Source organism: Streptomyces sp. AHA2 (assembly GCF_036857595.1).
GTDB lineage: Bacteria > Actinomycetota > Actinomycetes > Streptomycetales > Streptomycetaceae > Streptomyces.
The window spans coordinates 72,817-97,260 of the sequence record NZ_JAUQWJ010000024.1 but is presented as its reverse complement, the minus strand read 5'-3'; the positions used below and the strand labels follow the sequence as shown (position 1 = coordinate 97,260).

The 24,444-nt window shown below is 72.3% G+C and carries 22 protein-coding genes; 12 read left to right on the top strand and 10 right to left on the bottom strand.

Annotation, left to right across the window (positions count from 1 at the left end; all coding sequences use genetic code 11):
- Positions 1–178 precede the first annotated feature (178 nt).
- The 3 genes from Q5694_RS31040 to Q5694_RS31030 all read left to right on the top strand — a co-directional run bounded on the left by Q5694_RS31040 (position 179) and on the right by Q5694_RS31030 (position 5,862).
- Positions 179–2,419: a glycoside hydrolase family 3 N-terminal domain-containing protein gene (locus tag Q5694_RS31040; protein ID WP_333936829.1), complete on the top strand. Its 2,241-nt coding sequence runs from the start codon at positions 179–181 to the stop codon at positions 2,417–2,419.
- A gap of 82 nt (positions 2,420–2,501) precedes the next feature.
- The gene (locus Q5694_RS31035) at positions 2,502–4,724 is read left to right on the top strand and encodes a glycoside hydrolase family 6 protein (RefSeq protein WP_333936828.1); all 2,223 of its coding nucleotides are present in this window, start codon (positions 2,502–2,504) and stop codon (positions 4,722–4,724) included.
- A 55-nt stretch (positions 4,725–4,779) separates the two neighbouring features.
- Positions 4,780–5,862 (top strand): lytic polysaccharide monooxygenase, encoded by a 1,083-nt coding sequence (locus Q5694_RS31030; RefSeq protein WP_333936827.1) that lies wholly within the window; start codon positions 4,780–4,782, stop codon positions 5,860–5,862.
- A 62-nt stretch (positions 5,863–5,924) separates the two neighbouring features.
- Here the strand turns inward: Q5694_RS31030 and Q5694_RS31025 are convergent, their stop codons facing one another.
- Positions 5,925–6,602, bottom strand: coding sequence for a hypothetical protein (locus Q5694_RS31025; RefSeq protein WP_333936826.1), 678 nt, complete (start codon positions 6,600–6,602; stop codon positions 5,925–5,927).
- A 182-nt stretch (positions 6,603–6,784) separates the two neighbouring features.
- Between Q5694_RS31025 and gcl the strand changes: the two genes are divergently transcribed.
- Positions 6,785–8,569: a glyoxylate carboligase gene (gcl, locus tag Q5694_RS31020; protein ID WP_333936825.1), complete on the top strand. Its 1,785-nt coding sequence runs from the start codon at positions 6,785–6,787 to the stop codon at positions 8,567–8,569.
- Between the two features lie 591 nt (positions 8,570–9,160).
- Here the strand turns inward: gcl and Q5694_RS31015 are convergent.
- The 4 genes from Q5694_RS31015 to Q5694_RS31000 all read right to left on the bottom strand — a co-directional run bounded on the left by Q5694_RS31015 (position 9,161) and on the right by Q5694_RS31000 (position 13,114).
- Complete coding sequence (locus tag Q5694_RS31015; protein WP_333936824.1) at positions 9,161–9,397, bottom strand: hypothetical protein; 237 nt, start codon at positions 9,395–9,397, stop codon at positions 9,161–9,163.
- Positions 9,398–9,711: 314 nt separating this feature from the next.
- On the bottom strand, positions 9,712–11,169 hold the full coding sequence (locus tag Q5694_RS31010) for a catalase (protein ID WP_333936823.1): 1,458 nt from the start codon (positions 11,167–11,169) through the stop codon (positions 9,712–9,714).
- Positions 11,170–11,373: 204 nt separating this feature from the next.
- Positions 11,374–12,267, bottom strand: a complete 894-nt coding sequence (locus tag Q5694_RS31005) for a 2-hydroxy-3-oxopropionate reductase (RefSeq protein WP_333936822.1) — start codon at positions 12,265–12,267, stop codon at positions 11,374–11,376.
- Between the two features lie 25 nt (positions 12,268–12,292).
- Positions 12,293–13,114 (bottom strand): TIM barrel protein, encoded by an 822-nt coding sequence (locus Q5694_RS31000; RefSeq protein WP_333936821.1) that lies wholly within the window; start codon positions 13,112–13,114, stop codon positions 12,293–12,295.
- Between the two features lie 143 nt (positions 13,115–13,257).
- On the opposite strand from Q5694_RS31000, the gene Q5694_RS30995 reads away from it, so the two are divergent.
- The 7 genes from Q5694_RS30995 (at position 13,258) to Q5694_RS30965 (ending at position 18,997) form a co-directional block, all read left to right on the top strand.
- Positions 13,258–13,509 (top strand): hypothetical protein, encoded by a 252-nt coding sequence (locus Q5694_RS30995; RefSeq protein ID WP_333936820.1) that lies wholly within the window; start codon positions 13,258–13,260, stop codon positions 13,507–13,509.
- Positions 13,506–13,874, top strand: coding sequence for a helix-turn-helix domain-containing protein (locus tag Q5694_RS30990; RefSeq protein WP_333936819.1), 369 nt, complete (start codon positions 13,506–13,508; stop codon positions 13,872–13,874). The genes Q5694_RS30995 and Q5694_RS30990 overlap by 4 nt, the downstream gene beginning before the upstream one ends.
- 133 nt (positions 13,875–14,007) lie before the next feature.
- Positions 14,008–14,517 carry a 2-oxo-4-hydroxy-4-carboxy-5-ureidoimidazoline decarboxylase gene (uraD, locus tag Q5694_RS30985; RefSeq protein WP_333936818.1) on the top strand — a complete coding sequence of 170 codons (510 nt, stop codon included), beginning with the start codon at positions 14,008–14,010 and terminating at the stop codon, positions 14,515–14,517.
- Positions 14,518–14,524: 7 nt separating this feature from the next.
- Complete coding sequence (gene uraH, locus Q5694_RS30980; RefSeq protein WP_333936817.1) at positions 14,525–14,920, top strand: hydroxyisourate hydrolase; 396 nt, start codon at positions 14,525–14,527, stop codon at positions 14,918–14,920.
- Between the two features lie 6 nt (positions 14,921–14,926).
- Positions 14,927–15,898, top strand: coding sequence for a factor-independent urate hydroxylase (gene pucL, locus Q5694_RS30975; RefSeq protein WP_333936816.1), 972 nt, complete (start codon positions 14,927–14,929; stop codon positions 15,896–15,898).
- Between the two features lie 109 nt (positions 15,899–16,007).
- Entirely contained in the window at positions 16,008–17,387 is a 1,380-nt protein-coding gene (locus tag Q5694_RS30970) for an 8-oxoguanine deaminase (RefSeq protein ID WP_333936815.1), read from the top strand.
- 218 nt (positions 17,388–17,605) lie between these two features.
- The gene (locus Q5694_RS30965; protein WP_333936814.1) at positions 17,606–18,997 is read left to right on the top strand and encodes a nucleobase:cation symporter-2 family protein; all 1,392 of its coding nucleotides are present in this window, start codon (positions 17,606–17,608) and stop codon (positions 18,995–18,997) included.
- 90 nt (positions 18,998–19,087) lie between these two features.
- On the opposite strand, the gene Q5694_RS30960 is transcribed toward Q5694_RS30965, so the two are convergent.
- The 3 genes from Q5694_RS30960 to Q5694_RS30950 form a co-directional block, all read right to left on the bottom strand.
- Complete coding sequence (locus Q5694_RS30960) at positions 19,088–19,510, bottom strand: acyl-CoA thioesterase (protein ID WP_333936813.1); 423 nt, start codon at positions 19,508–19,510, stop codon at positions 19,088–19,090.
- 59 nt (positions 19,511–19,569) lie between these two features.
- A complete protein-coding gene (locus tag Q5694_RS30955; RefSeq protein ID WP_333936812.1) occupies positions 19,570–20,202 on the bottom strand; it encodes a hypothetical protein in 633 nt (210 codons plus the stop codon).
- Positions 20,203–20,339: 137 nt separating this feature from the next.
- Complete coding sequence (locus Q5694_RS30950) at positions 20,340–21,548, bottom strand: pyridoxal phosphate-dependent aminotransferase (protein WP_333936811.1); 1,209 nt, start codon at positions 21,546–21,548, stop codon at positions 20,340–20,342.
- An 86-nt stretch (positions 21,549–21,634) separates the two neighbouring features.
- On the opposite strand from Q5694_RS30950, the gene Q5694_RS30945 reads away from it, so the two are divergent.
- On the top strand, positions 21,635–22,261 hold the full coding sequence (locus Q5694_RS30945; RefSeq protein ID WP_333936810.1) for a winged helix-turn-helix transcriptional regulator: 627 nt from the start codon (positions 21,635–21,637) through the stop codon (positions 22,259–22,261).
- A 121-nt stretch (positions 22,262–22,382) separates the two neighbouring features.
- On the opposite strand, the gene Q5694_RS30940 is transcribed toward Q5694_RS30945, so the two are convergent.
- Both Q5694_RS30940 and Q5694_RS30935 read right to left on the bottom strand, forming a co-directional pair.
- Positions 22,383–23,174 (bottom strand): hypothetical protein, encoded by a 792-nt coding sequence (locus Q5694_RS30940; protein ID WP_333936809.1) that lies wholly within the window; start codon positions 23,172–23,174, stop codon positions 22,383–22,385.
- Positions 23,174–24,439, bottom strand: coding sequence for a VWA domain-containing protein (locus tag Q5694_RS30935; RefSeq protein ID WP_333936808.1), 1,266 nt, complete (start codon positions 24,437–24,439; stop codon positions 23,174–23,176). Before Q5694_RS30935 ends, Q5694_RS30940 begins: the two co-directional genes overlap by 1 nt.
- Between the last annotated feature and the right edge of the window lie 5 nt (positions 24,440–24,444).

Genomic DNA, 24,444 nt, shown 5'->3' with positions numbered 1-24,444 from the left:
ACCGGCCCACCGGCCCACCGGCCCACCGGCCCACCGGCCCACCGGCCCACCGGCCCACCGGCCCACCGGCCCACCGGTACGTCCCGTCCGCCGCGCCTCCCCGTCTCCGGCACCGTGCACCGTCCCCGGGCCGCACCGCGCCCCCGCCCCTCCGGCCCGCATCCGGAAAGGCTCCGCCATGATCCCGCTCCTCCCCGCAGCCCGAGCCCACCCTCGCGCCCACCGGGGCGCCCGCCGCCCGGCGTTCGTCGCCGCCCTGTGTGCCGCCGCGCTCGGCGTGACCGCGCTCACCGCCGCCGCCCCGCCCGAGCGGGACACCGCGGGGGCCGCCGCCGCGCTGCCGTACCGGGACCCGGCCCTGCCCGTGCCGCAGCGGGTCGAGGACCTGCTGGGCCGGATGACGCTCGACGACAAGCTCGGCCAGATGACCCAGATCGAGAAGGACGCCCTGGTCCCGCAATCCGACCTCGCCACCTACCGCATCGGCTCGGTGCTCTCCGGCGGCGACTCCACGGTCAGCCCCAACAACGCGCAGACCTGGGCCGACACGTACGACTCCCTCCAGCGCACGGCGCTGACCACGCCGCTCGGCATTCCGATGATCTACGGCATCGACGCGGTGCACGGCCACAACGCGGTGCGCGGCGCCACGATCTTCCCGCACAACATCGGCCTGGGTGCCACCCGGGACCCGGCCCTGGTGCAGCGCGTCGGGCGCGCGGTCGCCGAGGAGGTCGCGGGCACCGGCATCGACTGGTCCTTCGCCCCCTGCCTGTGCGTGGCCCGCGACGACCGGTGGGGGCGCACCTACGAGTCGTTCGGCGAGACACCCGAACTGCCCACCGCCATGACGTCGTTCATCACCGGCCTGCAGGGCGGCACCCTGGGCGGCGATCCGGCCTCCGTGCTTGCCACCGCCAAGCACTACCTGGGCGACGGCGGCACCACCGGGGGAGTCGACCAGGGCAACACCCAGCTCACGGAGGCCGAGCTGCGCGCGGTCCACCTGCCGCCGTTCAAGGAGGCGATCCGGCGCGGCGTGGGCTCGGTGATGCTCTCCTACAGCAGTTGGAACGGCGTACGGTCGCACGCCCACAAGTACCTCGTCACGGACGTCCTCAAGGGCGAACTGGGCTTCACCGGCTTCGTCGTCTCCGACTGGGCGGCGGTCGACCAGCTCGACGGGCAGACCGGTTTCACCGGCGCCGAGATCGCCACCGCCGTCAACGCGGGCGTCGACATGGTGATGGTCCCGCACGACTACAAGAAGTTCCTGAGTCTGGTGCGCGGCGAGGTCACCGCGGGCCGGATCTCCCAGGCCCGGATCGACGACGCCAACCGGCGCATCCTGACGAAGAAGTTCCAACTCGGGCTTTTCGAACGCCCGTCGACCGACCGCTCGTACACCGCCACGGTCGGCTCGGCCGCCCACCGCACCCTCGCCCGGCAGGCGGTGCGCGCCTCGCAGGTGCTGCTGAAGAACGACGGCGGCGTGCTGCCGCTGCCGAAGTCCGGCCGGCTGTTCGTCGCCGGGAAGTCCGCCGACGACATCGGCAACCAGAGCGGCGGCTGGACCGTCGGCTGGCAGGGCCGCAGCGGCCCCGTCACCGAGGGCACCACCGTCCTCCAGGGCATCCGCGCCGCCGTCGCCGACCCCTCCCGGGTCACCTACGACCGTTACGGCAACGGCATCGACGGCGGCTACACGGCAGCCGTGGCCGTCGTCGGCGAGACCCCGTACGCCGAGATGCGCGGCGACCGGCCGGACGGCATGGGCCTGGACCAGGAAGACCTGCAGACCCTGGCCCGGCTGAAGGCGAGCGGGGTGCCGGTCGTGGTCGTGCTGGTCTCCGGCCGCCCGCTGGACATCGCCGCGCAACTGCCGGACTGGAAGGCCCTGCTGGCGGCCTGGCTGCCCGGCACCGAGGGCGGCGGGGTGGCGGACGTGCTGTTCGGCGACCACGCGCCGACCGGCAAGCTGCCCGTGACCTGGATGCGCAGCGCCTCCCAGCAGCCGATCAACGACGGCGACGGCAAGAGCCCGCTCTTCCCCTACGGCCGCGGCCTGACCTACGGCACCGACCCCGGCCCCGATCCGGACCCCGATCCGGAGCCGATCCCGGTCAAGGCCTGCACCGCCACCCACAAGCCGGTCAACTCCTGGCCGGGCGGCCACCAGGCGGAGGTCACCGTCAAGAACACCGGCACCGGCCCGATCACCGGCTGGACGGTCGACTGGGACCTGGGCGGCGCGACCGTCACCAGCCTCTGGAACGGCACCCACACCGTCGCCGACGGCCGGATCACGGTCCGGGGCACCGGCTCGGGCGGCACCCTCGCCGCCGGCGCCACCACCTCGTTCGGCTACACGGCGAACGGCACCGCGGGCACCCCCGCCCCGCGCTGCACCCCTGCCTGACCGGACCCACGGTTCTCCCCACCGGTTGATCCCGCGGACGTCCCCACACCCGAAACCCGCACCCCCGCACCGAGGAGAGCACATGACAGACCGGACCAGACGCGCGGACACCCGCCCGCGCAGGCCGCACCGCAAGCGGACGGCGGCCCTGGCCACCGCGGTGAGCACGCTGCTGCTGGGCGCGGCGGCCCAGCTGACCGCACCCGAGGCGTCCGCCGCGGAGGCGCACGTCGACAACCCGTTCGCGGGCGCCTCGTTCTACGTCAACCCGGACTACGCGCGCCTGGTCGACGGATCCATCGCCCAGACCAGCGACGCGACGCTCAAGGCCAGGATGGAGAAGGTCAAGACCTATCCGACGGCCGTCTGGCTGGACCGGATCGCCGCCATCCACGGCGGTGAGGCCAACGCGGGCCGCAAGAGCCTCGCCGACCATCTGGACCTGGCGCTCGCCCAGAAGAAGCCCGGCCGGCCGCTCGTCGCCACGTTCGTCGTGTACGACCTGCCGGGCCGCGACTGCTCCGCCCTGGCCTCCAACGGCGAACTGCCCCTCACCGCGGCGGGTCTGGCCCGCTACAAGAGCGAGTACATCGACGAGATCGCCAAGGTCTTCGCCAACCCGAAGTACCAGGACATCCGCATCACCACGGTCATCGAGCCGGACGGCCTGCCCAACCTGGTCACCAACCTCTCCGACCCCGAGTGCGCCCAGGCCAAGAGCAGCGGCATCCAGGTCGACGCCATCCGGTACGCCCTGAACAAGCTGCACGCCATCCCGAACGTGTACACGTACATGGACTTCGCCCACTCGGGCTGGCTCGGCTGGGACACCAACCTCTCCCAGACCACCCAGCTGTACACGGACGTCGTCAAGGGCACCACGGCCGGCCTGCGCAGCGTGGACGGCCTGATCACCAACGTCTCCAACTACACGCCGCTCGCCGAACCGTTCCTGACCGACCCGAACAAGACGGTCGGCGGCAACCAGATACGGTCCGGCAAGTACTACGAGTGGAACCCGAACTTCGACGAGTCGGACTTCACCAAGGCCGTGCACACCACGCTGGTGGCACAGGGCTGGCCCGCCTCCACCGGCATGGTCGTCGACACCTCCCGCAACGGCTGGGGAGGCGCGGCCCGGCCGACCGCCGAGTCCACCAGCACGGTCCTGGACACCTACGTCAGCCAGTCCAAGGTGGACCGGCGGACCCACCGCGGCCTGTGGTGCAACGTCAACGGCGCCGGCCTCGGACAGCCCCCGCAGGCCTCGCCCGCCGGCTACCCGGACTCGCACCTCGACGCCTTCCTGTGGATCAAGCCGCCGGGGGAGTCGGACGGGGCCAGCAAGGACATCCCGAACGACGAGGGCAAGCGTCCGGACCCGATGTGCAACCCGGACTACACGGCGCCCAACGCGGGCGGCAACCCGACCGGCGCCATGCCGGACGCGCCGCTCGCCGGCCACTGGTTCCACAACCAGTTCTCGATGCTGGTGCGCAACGCGTACCCGGCCGTGCCGACGGACGGCGGCGGTGAGCCCGACCCGGCCGACACCACCGCTCCCACCGCGCCGGCCGGTCTGAGGTCCACCGCGAAGACCGCGACCAGCGTCTCCCTCGCCTGGACGGCGGCCACCGACAACGTGGGCGTCACCGGTTACGACGTGTACCGCGACGGCACCAAGGTCAACGCCTCGGCGGTCACCGGCACCACGTTCACCGACAGCGGGCTGACCGCGGCCACGGCGTACAGCTACACCGTCCGGGCCCGCGACGCCGCCGGGAACGTCTCCGCGGCCTCCACCGCGCTGAGCGTCACCACGGAGGCGGGCGGCGGCGGCCCCGACCCGGCCGGCGGCCTCAAGGTCACCTACAAGAACAACGACGCCTCGGCCACCGACAACGGCATCCGCCCCGGCCTGCGGATCGCCAACACCGGCAGCGCCTCCGTGGACCTCACCAAGGTCACCGCCCGCTACTACTTCACCCGGGACGGCGGCTCGTCCACCGTGAACGCCTTCTGCGACCACGCGGCCGTCGGCTGCTCCAACCTCACCCTGCGGGTGGTGCCGCTGAGCACCCCGGTCGCGGGCGCGGACGCCTATCTGGAGGTCGGCTTCAAGAGCGGCACCCTCGCCGCCGGCAAGGACACCGGCGACCTCCAGCTGCGCCTGGCCAAGTCCGACTGGTCCGCGTTCGACGAGAGCGACGACCACAGCCGGACCACCGCCGCCTCCTACACCGACGCCCCCAGGATCCCCGCCTACCTGAACGGCGCCCTGGCCTGGGGCACCCCGCCGGCCTGACCCGCCCCGAACCCCCGGGGAGACAACCGAACCCACCATCCCCACAGGAGAGAACATGGCTCGAAGCACCAGACGCCCCCTGTCGTTACTGGCGGTCCTGGTCACCCTGCTCAGCGGGCTCGGTCTGGCCCTGATCGGCCAGAACAGCGCGCAGGCGCACGGCGTGACGATGACGCCCGGCTCGCGAACCTACCTGTGCTGGCTGGACGCCAAGACCAGCACCGGTTCCCTGGACCCGACGAACCCCGCGTGCAAGGCGGCGCTCGCCGAGAGCGGCGCGAGCTCGCTGTACAACTGGTTCGCCGTGCTCGACTCCAACGCGGGCGGACGCGGCCCGGGTTACGTCCCGGACGGCAAGCTGTGCAGCGCCGGCGACCGCTCGCCGTACAACTTCACCGGCTACAACGCCGCCCGCGCCGACTGGCCCCGCACGCACCTCACCTCCGGGGCGACCATCCGTATCAAGCACAGCAACTGGGCGGCGCACCCGGGCGACTTCCGGGTGTACGTCTCCAAGCCCGGCTACTCACCCGCCAAGCCGCTGGGCTGGGGCGACCTGGAGCTGATCCAGACCGTCACCAACCCGCCGCAGTCCGGCTCGGTGGGCAGCGACTCCGGCCACTACTACTGGGACCTGAAGCTGCCGTCCGGCCGCTCGGGTGACGCCATGATGTTCATCCAGTGGGTGCGCTCGGACAGCCAGGAGAACTTCTTCTCCTGCTCCGACATCGTCTTCGACGGCGGCAACGGCGAGGTGACCGGCATCCGCGGTTCGGGCGGCACCCCGGACCCGACGCCCACGCCGACCCCGACGCCCACCGACCCGCACACCGGGTGCATGGCCATCTACAAGGTGACCAACTCCTGGGGCGGTGGCTTCCAGGGGTCCGTCGAGGTGATGAACCACAACACCGCCGCGCGTGACGGCTGGGCCGTGCGCTGGCAGCCGGGTGCCGGCACCCGGATCAGCCAGGTCTGGAACGGCAGCCTGAGCACGGGCACCGACGGCACGGTCACGGTCAGGCACGTGGACCACAACCGCACGATCCCGCCGGACGGCACCGTCACGTTCGGCTTCACGGCCACCTCGACCGGGAACAACCTGCCGGTCGGCTCGATCACCTGCGTCAACCCGTAACACCGCGCACGACGGCGCCGGCTCCCCGGCCGTGGGGGCCGGCGCCGTCCCGCGCCCGCGGGTCAGGCGGCGAACGCCTCGGCCGGCCGGTTGACCGGCTGCGGCGTGCCGGCCGGATCGAGCACGAACAGCGGCACGCCCAGCGCGTCGGCGCGGGCGCGGGCCTCGTCGCCGTACCCGGCGAGGGAGAAGTAGACGCAGGCCGCGGACTCCGTCATCGCGGTGAGCCACAGGCACTCCACGTCCCGCGTGTCCGCCGGGCGGACGGTCGGATCCACCCAGGCCAGCACGCCCGGGGCGGCGAGCCCTGTGCCGGAGGGCGGGCGCCGGTCGGCGCGCCGCACGTCCCGGTGGCCGAGCCAGCGCAGATAGAGGGCGGCGGCGGTGACGGCGTCCCGGGCGGTGCGGATGGCCACCGGCCGGAAGGCGGGGCGCACCGGCCGCGGCGGGATGTCGCGCCGGGCGTCGCGCGCGTCCGCCACCGGGAACCGCAGCACCGTGCCGCAGGAACAGCCCAGCTCCGGACACGGCCACGCGGAGGGACGGCCGCAGGCCGCGCAGTGCACGGTCACCCACTCCGCCTCCCAGGAACGGTGGGTGACGACGGCCGGTTCGGCGCGCGGATCGAGCGGGGGCGCCACGGGGGCTCCGCAGGCGCACGCGTAGGACGGCACGGCGAACAGATGGGCGCGTCCACAGGCCGGACAGCGCACCGGCACGCTCTCGGACATGCCCCCCATCGTCCACCCGCGGGACCGTGCTTGTCCGCTGCTCGGCCCGTTGTCCGGACGTCTCTTGACGGCTTGTCCGCACCCCCCTACATTGTTTCCAGATAGTAGAAACTAGTTTCCGCAATACGGAAGGTGCTCACGGCGGGGCGCGACGGGAGTGCGTATCCGACAGCCGAACCAGGAGTAGTTCCATGGCTCGTATGACCGCTGCCCGTGCGGCAGTCGAGATCCTCAGGCGTGAGGGCGTCACCGACGCGTTCGGTGTCCCGGGCGCGGCGATCAACCCCTTCTACGCGGCGCTCAAGGCCTCCGGAGGCATCGCCCACACCCTCGCCCGGCACGTCGAGGGTGCCTCCCACATGGCCGAGGGCTACACCCGCACCCGTCCGGGCAACATCGGCGTCTGCATCGGCACCTCCGGCCCGGCCGGCACCGACATGATCACGGGCCTGTACTCCGCGATCGGCGACTCCGTCCCGATCCTGTGCATCACCGGTCAGGCCCCGACCGCCGTGATCCACAAAGAGGACTTCCAGGCCGTCGACATCGCCTCGATCGCCAAGCCGGTCACCAAGATGGCCGTGACCGTCCTGGAGGCCGCGCAGGTCCCGGGCGTCTTCCAGCAGGCGTTCCACCTGATGCGCTCCGGCCGCCCGGGCCCGGTCCTCATCGACCTGCCGATCGACGTGCAGCTGACGGAGATCGAGTTCGACCCGGAGACGTACGAGCCGCTGGCGGTCTACAAGCCCGCCGCGACCCGCGCCCAGGTCGAGAAGGCCCTCGGCATGCTGAACGCCGCCGAGCGGCCGCTGATCGTCGCCGGCGGTGGTGTCATCAACGCCGACGCCTGCGAACTGCTCGTGGAGTTCGCCGAGTTGACCGGGACGCCCGTCGTGCCCACGCTGATGGGCTGGGGCATCCTGCCCGACGACCACGAGCTGAACGCCGGCATGGTCGGCCTGCAGACCTCGCACCGCTACGGCAACGCGACCTTCCTGGAGTCCGATTTCGTCCTCGGCATCGGCAACCGCTGGGCCAACCGCCACACCGGCAAGCTGGACGTCTACACCGCCGGACGGAAGTTCGTCCACGTCGACGTCGAGCCGACCCAGATCGGCAAGATCTTCGCCCCCGACTACGGCATCGCCTCCGACGCCAAGGCGGCCCTGGAACTGTTCGTCGAGGTGGCGCGCGAACTGAAGGCGGCCGGCCGGCTGCCCGACCGCTCCGCCTGGGCCGCCTCGGCGCAGGAGCGCAAGGCGACCCTGCAACGCCGCACGCACTTCGACGACATCCCCATCAAGCCGCAGCGCGTCTACGAGGAGATGAACAAGGCCTTCGGCCCGGAGACCCGCTACGTCTCCACCATCGGCCTCTCGCAGATCGCGGGCGCGCAGATGCTGCACGTCTACCGGCCCCGCCACTGGATCAACTGCGGCCAGGCCGGCCCGCTCGGCTGGACGATCCCGGCCGCCCTCGGCGTCGCCAAGGCCGATCCGGAGGCGTCCGTCGTCGCCCTGTCCGGCGACTACGACTTCCAGTTCATGATCGAGGAACTGGCGGTCGGCGCCCAGCACCGGATCCCCTACGTCCACGTCCTGGTGAACAACTCCTACCTGGGGCTGATCCGCCAGGCGCAGCGGGCCTTCGAGATCGACTTCCAGGTCAACCTGGAGTTCGAGAACCTCAACTCGCCGGAGATCGGCGTCTACGGCGTCGACCACGTCAAGGTCGCCGAGGGCCTCGGCTGCAAGGCGATCCGGGTGACCGACCCGGCCGAACTGGGCAGCGCCTTCGAGCAGGCGAAGAAGCTCGCCGCCGAGTACCGGGTCCCGGTCGTCGTCGAGGCGATCCTGGAACGCGTCACCAACATCTCCATGTCGACCACCAACGACATCGGCAACGTGGTCGAGTTCGAGGAACTCGCCACCGAACCCGGCCACGCGCCGACGTCCATCAGGACGCTGAAGGTCTGACGCCGAGCCGCAGGGGCGGTCCGTCCACCAGGACGGACCGCCCCTGCCGCGTTCCCCCGCCTCCGTGTCTCTTTCACTCCCCGCCGCCTGCGCCGCCCCCGCAGGGCCGCCTCACCGTGCGGCGCGACCGCCGGCAGGCGCTCGTCGTCCGTGAGCCCGCGCCCGCTCCCCTTCGGCGAGCGGAATGCGCATCGGGGCCGGGGCCGGCCGGACGTCGGCGACCCCCCCCGGCGCACCGTCCCCGGCCGGCCTCCACCATGCCCCCCCAGGTACTGCTCCACCACGGCGACGGTCACGGCGGCCCGGGAGCCCCGTCCCGGCAGTGCGGTCCCGTGCGGCTCCGGCCGCGCCGCCGTCCCCTCGCCCATGGCTCCACCCCGTACAGCCCCCGGCGCGGGCCAGGGGCCCGGCCGGGACCCGCCGCCCCCGTGCCGACGGGTCCCGTGTGCCGAGAATGTGCCCGGCCCCGGGGGCGGTTGAAGCCCCCGGGGCCGGGTTCAGAGGTTCATTTGAGGGTTCCGTACGGCGGGTACGACCGGTGCCGTACGGGTGTCTGCGGGGCCACGCCGGGCCGCTCACGCCTCGTGACGGTCAGGCCTCGTGGTGTTCGGACAGTCCGGGCCAGTCGTCCGGTCCGCCGCCCTGCCACTCGACCAGGTCGCTGTCCGCGACGTCCGTGACGTACAGGTCCGCCAGCCGCAGGATCTCGGCGACGTCGTCGGAGTGCGTGGCGACGCCCAGCGGCTCCTCGCCCAGGGTGACCCGGCGGGAGCCGTCCAGGGCGGGTGCGTGGACCACGACGTGCGGGTGTTCGGTCGGAGGTGCCATGCCTTCAGGCTGCGGTGCCCGGGCCGCTCACGCACCTCGGGCGCTGTGGCCGTCCGGCGGCGCGAGGCTGGGCGCGACAGTACGTTCGCGCCGCCGGACGGGGTCTCGGGGAGGGGTGGGTTCTCCGGATGGGGACCGCGGCGCGTGCGACGGATCCCGGGGCGGCCTCCCTCAGGTCGAGACGCCGCCACCGGATCCTTCACCACCGCACTGGCTCGCACGCCGCCGCGGTCCTCGCCCTGACCGTGTCCGCGCCCGGGGTGACCACCCCTCATCCGGGTCGTCCCCGGGCGGTCGGACACGGTCAGGGAGTCTCAGTCCTCGCGCAGCGCGCGGACCGCCTCCTCCACGCGCCGGCCGTACTCCGGGTCGGCGGCGTGGAAGTGCGCGAGGTTCTTCTCGATCACGTCGTCGCGGGACACCCGGGACAGGCCCCCGGCGATGTTCGCGACCAGGCGGGACTTCTCCTCGGCGGACATCAGCCGGTACAGCTCGCCCGCCTGGAAGAAGTCGTCGTCCTTGGTGTGCAGGGGCGCCGCGTGAGTGCCCGTGTGGCCGTGCACCGCGAGCGGTGCCGAGAGCGGGCGGCCGGTCTCGGCCGGGCCGTCGTAGGAGTTCGGCTCGTAGTTCTTGGCGTACCGGCCCTGCGGGTTGGACGCCATGAGACCGTCCCGGCCGTAGTTCTCGGCGGTCGTGGCCCGGGGCGCGTTGACGGCCAGCTGCGTGTGGTTGACACCCAGGCGGTAGCGCTGGGCGTCCGCGTAGGCGAACAGGCGGCCCTGGAGCATCTTGTCGGGCGAGGGGCCGATGCCCGGCACGAAGTTGTTCGGGGAGAACGCGGCCTGCTCGACCTCGGCGAAGACGTTGTCCGGGTTGCGGTCGAGGACCAGCCGGCCCACGCGCCGCAGCGGATGGTCGCCGTGCGGCCAGACCTTGGTCAGGTCGAACGGGTTGAAGCGGTACTCCGCCGCCTCGGCCGCCGGCATGATCTGCACGTACAGCGTCCAGGACGGGTGCACGCCCCGCTCGATGGACTGCAGCAGGTCCGTCTGGTGGGAGTTGGGGTCCTTGCCGGCGAGCTCGGCGGCCTGCTCACTGCTCAGGCAGCGGATGCCCTGGTTCGTCTTGAAGTGGTACTTGACGAAGAAGGCCTCGCCGCGGGCGTTGGTCCACTGGTAGGTGTGCGAGCCGTAGCCGTTCATGTGCCGGTACGAGGCCGGGATGCCGCGGTCGCCCATCAGCCAGGTCACCTGGTGCGTGGCCTCGGGGGAGTGGGCCCAGAAGTCCCAGACGTTGTCCGGCTCCTGACGGCCCGTGAACGGGTCGCGCTTCTGCGAGTGGATGAAGTCGGGGAACTTGACCGGGTCCTTGACGAAGAACACCGGGGTGTTGTTGCCGACCAGGTCGTAGTTGCCCTCGGCCGTGTAGAACTTGACCGCGAATCCGCGCGGGTCGCGCACGGCGTCGGCACCGCCGAGGCTGTCGGCCACGGTGGAGAAGCGCAGGAACACCTCGGTGCGCCGGCCCACCTCGCCGAGGAAGTCGGCGTGGGTGAAGTCCGTGACGTCGTCGGTCACTTCGAAGTGGCCGTAGGCGCCGGAGCCGCGGGCGTGCACCACGCGCTCCGGGATGCGCTCGCGGTTGAAGCGCGCCAGCTTCTCCAGCAGGTGCTGGTCCTGGAGAAGGAGCGGGCCGCCGACGCCGGCGGAGGCGGAGTTCTGGTTGTCGGCGACGGGGGCGCCGGACTCGGTGGTGAGCACGCGCTGCGACATCGTGACCTTCCGTACGAGAGGGCAGCGGAAAAGTGTTTCCGCTTTGTGGAGCCTAGGGTCGGGGTGATCGGAGCGTCAACAGTTTGTTGAAGCGCTGGGCATGGCTGGTTCCGGGCGGCGCCGCCCCTCTGGGCGCGACAGGACAGGTGTCAGGGGCGGCACCGCCCGGGGTCTCGGGCCCCGGCGCGACGAGGCCGGGGAGGGTCAGACCTGGGCGCCGGAGAGGCGCTCCACGGCCCGCAGCAGCGCCGAGTGGTCCAGGCCGCCGTCCCCCTGGGCGCGCAGGGAGGCGACCAGCTGGGCGACCACGGCGCCGACGGGCAGGGCCGCACCGACGGTGCGGGCGGCGTCCGTGACGATGCCCATGTCCTTGTGGTGCAGGTCGATCCGGAAGCCCGGCTTGAAGTCGCGGGCGAGGAAGTTGTCCTTCTTGCGGGTCAGCACGGTGGAGCCGGCCAGGCCGCCGTTCAGGACGTCCAGGGCCGCCTTCAGGTCCACGCCGGACTTCTCCAGGAAGACGACGGCCTCGGCGCACGCCTGGATGTTCACGGCGACGATCAGCTGGTTGGCCGCCTTCACGGTCTGGCCCGAGCCGTGCGGACCGCACAGCACGATGGTCTTGCCGAGGGCCTGGAAGATCGGCTCGGCCTCGTCGAAGTCGGCCTGCTCGCCGCCCACCATGATGGACAGCACGGCCTCGATCGCGCCGGCCTCGCCGCCGGACACCGGGGCGTCCAGGACGCGGATGCCCTTGTCCTTCGCCGCCTTCGCCAGATCGACCGACGTCTGCGGCGTGATCGAGGACATGTCGATCAGCAGCGCGCCGGACCGGGCGTTGTCCAGGATCCCGTCCGGGCCGTAGGCGATGGCCTCCACCTGCGGGGACGCCGGGACCATCGTGATGACGACGTCGGCGTCCCGGACGGCCTCGGCGATCGAGGAGGCGGCCGTGCCGCCGGCGGCGGCCAGGCGGTCCAGCTTGTCCTGCTCCAGCGTGTAGCCGGTGACCTGGTAGCCCGCCTTGATCAGGTTCTCGGACATGGGCGAGCCCATGATGCCGAGGCCGATCCAGGCGACCTTGGGGAGAGTGCTGCTCATGATGGGGTGCCTTTCGGTGCGGGGGTCAGCGGGGCAGCCAGTCGAAGGCCTCGGCGCTCGGGCGGTCGCCCGGCTTGTACTCGAGGCCCACCCAGCCGTCGTAGCCCGCCTTCTTGAGCTGGTCGAGGAGGTCCTCGAGGGGGAGCGAGCCGGTGCCGGGCGCGCCGCGGCCCGGGTTGTCGGCGATCTGGACGTGACCGGTCCTCGCGGCGAACCGCTCGATCACCGCGGGCAGGTCCTCGCCGTTCATGGACAGGTGGTAGAGGTCCATGAGGAAGCGCGCGTTGCCCAGCCCCGTCGCCTCGTCGACCCGGTCGACGACCTCGACGGCGGCCGGCGCGGAGACCAGCGGGTAGCGCGGCGACTCGGGCTCGTTCAGCGCCTCGATCAGCAGCACCGCGCCGATCCGGTCGGCCGCGCGGGCCGCCAGCACCAGGTTCTCCAGCGCCAGCGCGTCCTGCTCGGCCGGGTCCACGCCCTCGACGCGGTTGCCGTACAGGGCGTTGAGGGCCGTGCAGCCCAGCGCGGCGGCGAAACCGGCGGCCACGTCGATGTTGGCCCGGAACCGCTCCGACTCCTCGCCGGGGACGGACAGGGCGCCGCGGTCCGGGCCCGGCAACTGCCCGGCGTAGAAGTTCAGGCCGGTCAGGCGGACGCCGGCGTCCTCGATCGCGCGCCGCAGGGCGTCGAGCTCGGTCTGCGGGGGCGTGGGCGAGTCGACCCAGGGCCACCACAGCTCGACCGCGCCGAACCCGGCGGCCGCGGCGGCCGCCGGGCGCTCGAGCAGGGGGAGCTCCGTGAAGAGGATCGACAGGTTGACGTTGAAGCGCTGGTCTGCGAATCCCATCGGGGCGGCGCTCCCTTCCTTGTCTTCCAGCTTGTTTCCGTAATGCGGAATCCTGTTTCTGCTTAACGGAAGACTGCCTGTGGGGTGCTCCGGCTGTCAAGAGGGGCTGCCGGAAAGTCCGCAGCGCGCGTTAGGTTGAGCGCGTGCGACTGAGAGTGGAGTTCACGACCGAGCCCTTCGACCTCGACGAGGCCCCTGCGCACGCGGTGGTGGCCCGCGAGGTCGTGGAGGCCGCCGAGCTGGACGCCGTGGACGTGGGTCCGTTCGGCAACACCGCGGAGGGCGGTGCCGACGACGTGCTCGGCGCCGTGGACGCCCTGCTCCGCAAGGCCCTGGCGGCCGGTGCCACCCGGGTCTCGCTCCAGGTCAACGTGATCGACGGGGACGGCTCGTGAGCGGCACGGGCGACGAGTCGTTCATCGCGGCCGTCAAGCCCCTCGTCGACGCCATGGGCGGCGAGATGATCCCGCCCGACGAGGCCGGCCCCGACGACGTCGTGCTGGCCTGGGAAGGGCGCGACGCCGTCGCCGTGCGGTTGCCGCAGCTCGCCGACTCCCTCGATCACATCCTGGCCGCCATGGAACGCCGCAAGGGCATGCCGCTGGCCGATCTCGACCGCAAGGCCAAGCAGGAGGTGGTCCGGATGCTCGAGGCGCGTGGCGCCTTCTCCGTGCGGCACGGCGTGGAGACCGTCGCGAGCGCCCTGGGCGTCAGCCGCTTCACCGTCTACAACTACCTCAACCGCGAGAAGGGGGCCTGACGGGGAGGCGCCCGTCGCCCCCGGTTTCACGCCACCGAATTTTCAACAAACTGTTGACGCACTGTCGCGGTTGGGCGTTAGCTATCGGCACGCCCGTTCAGCACGAAGGCCGTTGCCGGCCACGGAGGCTCCCGTGACTTCCACTTCCACGCCACCGGGCCTGGCCCGGTTCAACGCATCGGAGGAGCACGCGGCCCTCACCGCGCTCCATGAGGCGTGCGCGTCCACGGCGTGGGCGAGGCGACTGCTCGCCGCCCGCCCCTTCCTCGCCCCCGAGGACCTGTACGCCGCGAGCGACGCCGCCACGGCGCAGCTCACGGCCGCCGACCTCGACGAGGCCATGGCCGGCCACCCGCCCATCGGCCGCCCCAAGCCCGGTGACCCCACCTCGGCGCGGGAACAGAGCGGCATGGCCGGCGCCTCCGACGCGCTCAGGGCGGAGATGCTGGAGCTGAACCTCGCCTACCAGGAGAGGTTCGGTCACGTCTTCCTGATCTGCGCCACCGGACGCACCGGCGAGCAGATGCGCGACGCGCTCAGGGAACGCCTCGGCAACACGCCGGAGCAGGAGCGGGAGATCGTCCGCACCGAACTGGGGAAGATCAACCGCATCCGTCTGGCCCGACTCGTCGAAGGGGACTGACCGCACCATGAGCACCTCCGCCACCGCGTCCGTGTCCACGCACATCCTGGACACCAGCGCCGGCCGCCCCGCCGAGGGCGTCGCCGTCTACCTGTCCGCCCGCTCGGGGCGCACGGCCGACTGGCAGGCGCTCGGCGGCTCGGCGACCGACGCGGACGGGCGGTGCAAGGACCTGCCGGCCCTGCCGGAGGGAACGACCCACGTACGGCTCGACTTCGCCGTGGAGCCGTACTTCACCGACAAGCAAGCCGATGCGCAGCAGGACGCCCCCGCGAACCGGGACAGCGGCGCCGGTGTGTTCTTCCCGGAGGTGGCGATCACGTTCGCCGTCGTGCCGGGCGAGCACTACCACGTACCGCTGCTGCTCAACCCGTTCGGCTACTCCGTTTACCGAGGGAGCTAGCTACAGATGGCAGACACTTCCCGCCCTGCCCGCTCAGACACTTCCCGCCCTGCCCGCCCTGTGATCCTGGGACAGAACCAGTACGGCAAGGCGGAGAACCGAGTCGTCAAGATCACGCGGGACGGCGCCACCCACCACATCAAGGACCTCAACGTCTCCGTCGCCCTGTCCGGCGACATGGACGAGGTCCACTACTCGGGCTCCAACGCCAACGTCCTGCCGACCGACACCACCAAGAACACGGTGTTCGCCTTCGCCAAGGAACACGGCATCGAGTCCGCCGAGCAGTTCGGCATCCACCTCGCCCGGCACTTCGTCACCAGCCAGCAGCCGATCCACCGCGCCCGCATCCGCATCGAGGAGTACGCCTGGGAGCGGATCGAGGCCTCCGACGCCACCTCGCAGTTCATCGGCGCCGACGACGTCAAGCACTCCTTCGTCCGCAAGGGCCAGGAGACCCGGCTCACCCAGGTCACCTACGACGGCGAGAAGTGGGAGGTGATCTCGGGCCTGAAGGACCTGGTCGTGATGAACTCGACCAACTCCGAGTTCTGGGGCTACGTCAAGGACAAGTACACGACCCTGAAGGAGGCCTACGACCGCATCCTGGCCACCGAGGTGTCGGGCCGCTGGCGGTTCAACTGGACCGACGACGACGAGCGCATGCCCAACTGGGAGAAGTCCTACGAGCAGGTGAAGAAGCACATGCTCCAGGCCTTCGCCGAGACGTACTCCCTGTCGCTGCAGCAGACGCTGTACCAGATGGGCGCGCGGATCATCAACCACCGCAGCGAGATCGACGAGGTCCGCTTCTCCCTGCCGAACAAGCACCACTTCCTGGTCGACCTGGAGCCGTTCGGCCTGAAGAACGACAACGAGGTCTACTACGCCGCCGACCGGCCCTACGGCCTGATCGAGGCGACGATCCTGCGGGACGGCCGCGAGGCGCGGATCCCCGAGGACCTCACCAACCTCTGAGGTCCCCCTTTTTCGGCACCCGTGGCCGGGGGAACCCGTCCCCCGGCCACGGCACTCAAATCTCCGGGGTCCTGCCGTGCCCTCTCCACATCAGCGCAAAGGACGAACCATGGCAGCAGACCGGCGCATCGTCATCGAGAACTGTGCGATCGCGACCGTCGACGGACACGACACCGAGTACGCCTCCGGACACGTCGTCATCGCCGGCAACCGCATCGAATCCCTCGGCGCGGGCCCGGCCCCCGAGGGCCTTCAGGACGTGGCCCGCCGCATCGACGCCTCCGGCCACCTCGTGACCCCCGGACTGATCAACACCCACCACCACTTCTACCAGTGGATCACCCGCGGACTGGCCACCGACCACAACCTCTTCGACTGGCTCGTCGCGCTCTACCCCACCTGGGCGCGCATCGACGAGCCGATGGTCCGCGCGGCCGCCCAGGGCTCCCTGGCCATGATGGCCCGCGGCGGCGTCACCACCGCCATGGACCACCACTACGTGTTCCCGCACGGCTCCGGCGACCTCGCCGGCGCGATCATCGGCGCCGCCCGCGAGATGGGCGTCCGCTTCACCCTCGCCCGCGGCTCCATGGACCGCAGCGAGAAGGACGGCGGCCTGCCCCCGGACTTCGCCGTGGAAACCCTCGACGGCGCCCTGGAGGCCACCGAGGAGACCGTGCGCCGGCACCACGACTCCTCCTTCGACGCCATGACCCAGGTCGCCGTCGCGCCCTGCTCGCCCTTCTCCGTCTCCACCGAACTGCTGCGCGACGGCGCCCGGCTGGCCCGCCGCCTCGGCGTCCGGCTGCACACCCACGGCTCGGAGACCGTCGAGGAGGAGAAGTTCTGCCACGAGCTGTTCGGCATGGGCCCGACCGACTACTTCGAGTCCACCGGCTGGCTCGGCGAGGACGTGTGGATGGCGCACTGCGTCCACATGAACGACTCCGACATCGCCGCCTTCGCCCGCACCCGGACCGGTGTCGCGCACTGCCCGTCGTCCAACGCCCGCCTGGCGGCCGGCATCGCCCGCGTCCCCGACATGCTCGCGGCGGGCGTCCCGGTCGGCCTCGGCGTGGACGGCACCGCCTCCAACGAGTCCGGCGAACTGCACACCGAACTGCGCAACGCGCTCCTCATCAACCGCCTCGGCGGCCACAAGGAAGCCGCGCTCAACGCCCGCCAGGCGCTGCGCCTGGGCACCTACGGTGGCGCCCAGGTCCTCGGGCGGGCGGCGGAGACCGGCTCCCTGGAGCCCGGCAAGCTCGCCGACCTGGTGCTGTGGAGGATGGACACGCTCGCCCACGCCTCCATCGCCGACCCGGTGACCGCCCTGGTCTTCGGCGCGGCCGCCCCGGTCACCGCCTCCTTCGTGGACGGCCGGCAGATCGTCGAGGACGGGCGCCTGCTGACCGTCGACGAGGACGCCATCGCCCGCGCCACGCGCGACGAGGCCCGGCGCCTGGCGAGGATCGCCGCGCAGGCCTGACCACCCGGATACTCCGGCCGGGAGGGACGGCTCCCGGCCGGTGGCCGTGGACCCGAGCGGGGTCCGCGGCGGCTGTCTCCGGGGGGCGTGCGCCCACGCGCGCGCCCCCGGAGACGGTCACCACCGTCCGCCGGTCCCGCACGACCACCCGCACCACCTCCTTGACACCCACGGGCGCCGCTCGGCGCAGCCGTGTAACCGACCGGAGGGACGCCGCTGTGGCCGACCACCCCGTTGACGAGAAACTCCCCGCGCTCAAGATGGCGACGACCGGCCTGCAGCACGTGGCCGCCATGTACGCCGGAGTCGTCGCCCCACCCCTGATCGTCGGCGCGGCCATCGGCCTCTCCGCCACCGACCTGACCTTCCTCACCGGCGCCTGCCTGTTCACCGCGGGCCTCGCCACCTTCCTGCAGACCCTCGGCATCTGGAAGATCGGCGCCCGGCTGCCGTTCGTCAACGGCGTCACCTTCGCCGGTGTCGCCCCCATGACCGCGATCGTCGCCTCCACCGAGGACAAGTCCGACGCCCTGCCGATCATCTTCGGCGCGGTCATCGTCGCCGGCCTGCTGGGCTTCCTCGCGGCCCCCGTCTTCTGCAAGGCGATCCGCTTCTTCCCCCCGGTCGTCACCGGATCCGTGATCACCCTGATCGGCATCTCGCTGCTGCCCGTCGCCTTCGGCTGGGCGCAGGGACCGAACCCGGCGGCGGACGGCTACGGCTCGGCGACCAACCTGGGCCTCGCCGGTGCGACCCTGCTGATCGTGCTGCTGCTGCGTCGGTTCACCCGGGGCTTCGTCAAGCAGATCGCCGTGCTGCTCGGCCTGGTCGTCGGCACCCTCATCGCGATCCCGTTCGGCGTCACCGACTTCGGTCCCGTCGCGGACGCGGCCGTCGTCGGCTTCCCCACGCCGTTCCACTTCGGCGCACCGCAGTTCCAGCTCGCCGCGATCCTGTCGATGTGCGTGGTGATGGTGGTGTCGATGACCGAGTCGACCGCCGACATGCTGGCCCTCGGCGAGATCGTCGAACGCCCGGTCGACGAGAAGACCATCGCGGCCGGCCTGCGCGCCGACACCCTCGGCTCGGCGATCAGCCCCCTGTTCAACGGCTTCATGTGCAGCGCCTTCGCGCAGAACATCGGCCTGGTCGCCATGACCCGGATCCGCAGCCGGTACGTCGTCGCCGCGGGCGGCGGGTTCCTGGTGCTGATGGGCCTGTGCCCGATGGCGGCCTCGCTGATCGCCGTCGTGCCGCGCCCCGTGCTCGGCGGGGCGGGCGTGGTCCTGTTCGGCTCGGTCGCCGCCAGCGGCATCCAGACACTGGTCCGGGCCGGACTGGACAAGGACAACAACGTCCTGATCGTGGCCGTCTCCCTGGCGGTCGGCATCATCCCGATCACGGCGCCGGAGTTCTACCACGCCTTCCCGGAGACGGCCCGCATCGTCCTGGACTCGGGCATCTCGACGGGCTGTGTGGCGGCCGTGCTGCTCAACCTCGTCTTCAACCACCTGGGCGGGGGAGGCCGCGACGCCCGGGACGTGACCCACCCGATGGAGACGGGCAAGGAGCTGACGGGCGTCCCCACCGCCCCGGCCGCTTCGTCCTGAGGACACGGGACCCTCTCTGCGAGCCCGGCCCCGGCCGGTCCGGCACCGGCCGGGGCAGGACCGCCACGGCCGGTCCGGCCGGCACGGGCTCTAAAGTCCCAACAGGCCCGGATCCGACGCCAGCTTCCGGAACACCGCGGCGGGATCGGCGACCAGCTTGCGCCGCTCGAGGTCCAGGATCCCGCCGACCGCCGTGATCTCGGCGGCGACCGTGCCGTCGGCCTTCACGACGGCCTGCTCGATCCGGAACGTCTTGCCGCCGCCCCACCGGAAGGCGCAGGTCACCTCCACCTCGTCGCCCGCGAGCAGTTCGCGTCGGTAGCGGATGGTCGTCTCCAGCGCGACCGGGCCCACACCGGTGCCGACCAGGGCGGTCTGCGTGATCCCCGCCGCCTGGAGCAGCGCCCAGCGGGCATGCTCGGCGTAGTTGAGGTACACCGCCTGGTTGAGGTGCCCCTGCACATCGGTCTCGTACCCGCGGACGGTCACAGGGACGGAAAACGGCTGGCTCACGGCTTCCCCTTCGCGACTCTCGTGCACTGCGCAACGATCCACCGATCCTGACATGCTCATCACGTCCTGCGCGGTGAGGCCAGGAGGTACCGGGTGCCGGTGCGCGGCTCGCGGTGCTCGCTCACCTGCCAGCCAGCGCCTTCGAGGGTGGCCGCGCAGGCTCGCAGCGCCTCGGAGTCCGGCTCGTGGACGGCGACGGCCTCCGGCTGCGGGGTGTCCCGCACCCGGTAGCCCCCGTCGTCCGGCCCGGCCGGGTGGTGCCCGGCCGCCTCCAGGGCCAGGGCCGCCGCCTGCACCAGATGGGCGCGCTCCCAGCCGCAGGGCCGGTCCACCGACCCGTCCGGGTTGGTCATCCGGCGCAGCTCCACCAGCCCCTGCCAGGCGCTGTGCACCTCACGGCGCCGCGCGGGCCCGGACGGCGGGGGATCCGCCTCGCCCCCGGTGCGGGCCGCGAACACGCCGGACGGGGAGGAGGGGCTCTCGGCGGCGGGCTCGGGTGCCTGCGTGATGCCCTGGCGGACCCGGTGCCCCTCCGGCGTGAGGAAGTGGTCGTGCGGCGGTCTGGGGTGCCGGAAGGCGAACCCTCGCTGCACCAGCGCCGCGAGCTGCGCCGGCGTGCCTCTGAGCCGCCCGGTGACCGGGTCGGCGGCGTCGATGACCCGCCGCTGCGCGGCGGTCGGCGGTCGGGTCACGGCGCGCTCCTCTCCGGCGTCGGCAGGGCCCGGGGCACTCGCCCCACCTGCCCGCAGGCTACGGCCCGCCACTGACAACCGCCCTTCCCGACCGGCCGCGGAACCCCGAGAGGGGCCCTGCCACCGGCCCCCGGCGCCTACTGCCGGTACCCGGCGAGGAACCGTCCGATCCGGCCGATCGCCGCCTCCAGGTCGTCGGCGTACGGCAGGGTCAGGATGCGGAAGTGGTCGGGCGTGGGCCAGTTGAAGCCGGTGCCCTGCACCACCTGGATCTTCTCCCGCAGCAGCAGGTCCAGCACGAACTTCTCGTCGTCGTGGATCGGGTACACCGCCGGGTCCAGCCGGGGGAAGGCGTACAGCGCGCCCTTCGGCTTCACGCAGCTCACGCCCGGGATCTCGTTGAGCTTGCGCCAGGCCACGTCCCGCTGCTCCCGCAGCCGCCCGCCCGGCGCGGTCAGCTCGCCGATGGACTGCCGGCCGCCGAGCGCGGCCTGGATGGCGTACTGCGCGGGCGCGTTGGCGCACAGCCGCATGGAGGCCAGCATGGTCAGGCCCTCCAGGTAGTCCCTGGCGTGCTGCCTGGGACCGGTGACCACCAGCCAGCCGGAGCGGAAGCCCGCCACCCGATAGGTCTTGGAGAGTCCGCAGAAGGTGAGGACCACCAGGTCGGGGGCGAGCGCGGCGGCCGAGTGGTGCACGGCGTCGTCGTAGAGGATCTGGTCGTAGATCTCGTCGGCGAGGACCATCAGGCCGTGGCGGCGGGCGAGGTCGAGGATTCCCTCGACGATCTCCTTCGGGTAGACCGCGCCGGTGGGGTTGTTCGGATTGATGATCACGACCGCCTTCGTGCGGTGGGTGATCTTCGAGGCCATGTCGTCGAGGTCGGGGTACCAGTCGGCCCGCTCGTCGCAGAGGTAGTGGACCGCCTTGCCGCCCGCCAGGGTGGTCACCGCCGTCCAGAGGGGGAAGTCGGGGGCGGGGACCAGGATCTCGTCGCCGTCCTCGACCAGCGCCTGGACGGCCATCGACACCAGCTCGGACACGCCGTTGCCGAGGAAGACGTCGTCGACGCCGACCTCCAGGCCGAGGGTCTGGTACCGCTGGGCGACCGCGCGGCGGGCGGACAGGACGCCGCGCGAGTCGGTGTAGCCGTGCGCTCGCGGCAGCATACGGATCATGTCCTGGACGATCTCCTCCGGCGCCTCGAAGCCGAAGAGCGCCGGGTTGCCGGTGTTCAGCCGCAGCACGCTGTGCCCGGCCTCCTCCAGCGCGTCGGCGTGCTCGATCACCGGGCCGCGGATCTCGTAGCAGACCTCGCTCAGCTTGCTCGACTGGCGGAACTCCATGCGCTGCTTCCCCTCTGGCGACTGGTGCTGCTTGGTTTTACCAAGTAGTCGCTTGGAAAGTCCAACACGTTGTCTAGACTGCCCGCATGCCACCTCGCCGACGCTACGACCAGTACTGCTCCGTCGCCCGCGCCCTCGACCTGGTCGGCGACCGCTGGACCCTCCTGATCGTCCGGGAACTCCTCGCCGGTCCCCGCCGCTACACCGACCTGCATGCGGACCTGCCCGGCGTCAGCACGGACGTACTCGCCTCGCGGCTGCGGGACATGGAGCGCGACGGCCTCGCGACCCGGCGCAGACTGCCCCCGCCCGGCGCCGCATCCGTGTACGAAGTGACGCGCCGGGGGCGGGAGTTGCTGCCGGTGCTGCAGGCGCTCGGCGCGTGGGGCGAGGCGGAGCTGGGGGAGCGCAGGCCCACGGACGCCGTGCGCGCGCACTGGTTCGCCCTGCCTCTGCTGCGCCTGCTGGACGGCGAGGGCCTGGTCGAAGTCCGTCTGGAGGAAGGCCGGTTCCACCTGTACGCGGGTGCCGGGGAGGGGCCGGTCTACGGCGACGGGCCCGCCCCCGTGGAGCCGGACGCCCGGCTGGCCCTGGACACCGCCACGTGCACGGCGCTGACCAGAGGGGAGCTGGACCTGGCCACGGCCGTCCGGGCGGGCCGGGTGGAGGTGGGCGGCGAGGGCGCCCTCGCCAAGGCGCTCCGGGACGCCTGAGCCGCGACCCCGGACCACCTCGCCCGACGGCGGCGCCGGCAGTCCTGTCCGGCCGCGCCGCGCCCTCCAACGGCAGAAGGCCCGCACGGGGCGGGCCTTCTGGTGCGGCGTCAGGCAGAGGTCAGGCGCCCGGCGGGACCCGGGACGGCCGCCCCGTGCCGCGTGTCAGCGCGTAGCCGCCGACCCCGGCCAGCGCGGCCAGCACGCCGCCCAGTCCCGTCCACACCCACCGGTCCGACCACCTGCCGGAGCTCCAGCCGTCCTCGGGTTCGAGGCCGGCCGGCACCGCCGCGTCCGCGCGCTCCTCCTCCGGCGCGGTCGCGATCCCCGGCACCAGCGGCTCGGACAGCGAACCGTCCACCGCCGCGGCGCCGCCGGCGTCCTCGGAGTCCACCCGCACCTCGGCGTCCACCGGCAGGCCGAGGTCGCCGGTGCCGACACCGGTGGCCGTCAGGCGCAGGTAGTACGTGCCCGGCAGGGGATCGGCGGCCCACGGCTCGGACCAGGCCCGGACCGTGCGCAGCGCGCAGGCCAGCTCCACCGAGGCGGCGTCCGCCGCGGCGGTGCGCGTCTGCGCCCCGTACCGGCAGGCCTGGCGGCGGCGCAGCCCGTCGTAGACGTCGATCTGCCAGGTCTGGGCGGCGTGGGTCCGCGGGAGCTTCACCGTCGCCCTGACCGTGGGGCGCTGTCCGGTGTCGGCCGGGAACGACCAGTACAGGTAGTCACCGGTGGAGGCGCCCGCCGCGGCCCGCCGCCCCTGGTCGATCTCCGTCGCCGTACGGAACGACGTACCGGCCCGCGAGGGTGCCGCGGAACCGTCCGGCGACGGGCTCGGCGAAGGGCCGGCCGCGGCGGGGGCGGCCGCCAGGCCCGCGGTCAGCAGCGCGGCGACGGTCACACGCACGACTCGCATCAGCTGCTCCTCCAGACCGCGATCCGCCAGCGCGACAGCCAGCCCCACACGAGACCGGCGAGGAAGCCGGCGACGACGAGGACGCCGAGCAGCCACCAGCCGCGACCCAGACCGAAGGCGGCCACGTCGCCCGCCGGGTCCGGGGCGTCCACGACGTCCACGGTCAGCTCCAGCGGCAGCCCCGGTGTGGTCTTCACACCGGAAGCCGCCGAGAAGGAGTGGGAGACCGCAAGGCAGACCGCCTCGGCGGGGGCCCCCTCCTCGTCGCTCCCGGCCTTCGGATAGCGCAGACCCGTCGAGACGACGTCGGTGCGGCCGCTGCCCGCCGCCTCGCCGCGCACGATCTCGCGGCCCTTGGCGGTGACCGCCCGCAGGAGAACGCCGTAGGCCGGGGTCACGGCCCGGTCGGCCGCCACGCTCACCGAGGCGCGCAGCTCCTGGCCCGGCCGCACGTCCACCCGGTACCAGCGCTGCTGCCCGAACTCCTCACGGTCGCTGTACAGGCCGGACTTCAGCGCCGGCGCCTGCGCGCACGCGGCGGCACCCTCCGCCGGCACCGGCGTCACCACCGGATCGGCCGCCCGGTCCACCAACTCGTTCACCTTGTCGGTGAGTTCGTCCTGGTGCTCCACCGAGGTGTAGGTGCCGCCGGTGGCCTCCGCGATGCAGCTGAGCTGCCGGCTCAGCTCGGCGGTCGGCACCAGGCCCAGGGTGTCGATGGTCAGGCCGATGCCCTTCGCGGCGATCTCCCGGGCCACCTCGCACGGGTCGAGCGGGGCGCAGGTGTCCTCGCCGTCGCTGATCAGCACGATGCGCTTGGAGCCGTTGCCGCCGTCCAGGTCGTCGGCCGCCTTCAGCAGCGCCGGGCCGATCGGCGTCCAGCCGGTCGGCGTGAGCGTCGCGACGGCCGCCTTCGCCGCGGTGCGGTCCAGCGGGCCGACCGGATAGAGCTGCGCGGTGTCCTTGCAGCCGGTCCTGCGGTCCTCGCCCGGGTAGTCGGCGCCGAGGGTGCGGATGCCGAGTTCCACCTCCTCGGGCGTGGCGTCGAGCACCTCGTCGAAGGCCTGCTTCGCGGCGGCCATCCGCGACCTGCCGTCGATGTCGCGCGCCCGCATCGAGCCGCTCACGTCGAGGACGAGATCCACCTTGGGGGCGTCCTGGCCCGTGGGTTCGCCGACGGCCGCCCCGGCCGGGAAGGCGAGCCCGGCCGTGAGCGCGGCGAGCAGGACGCACACGCCCGCCGCCAGCCGTGTACTTGTGATCATCGGCG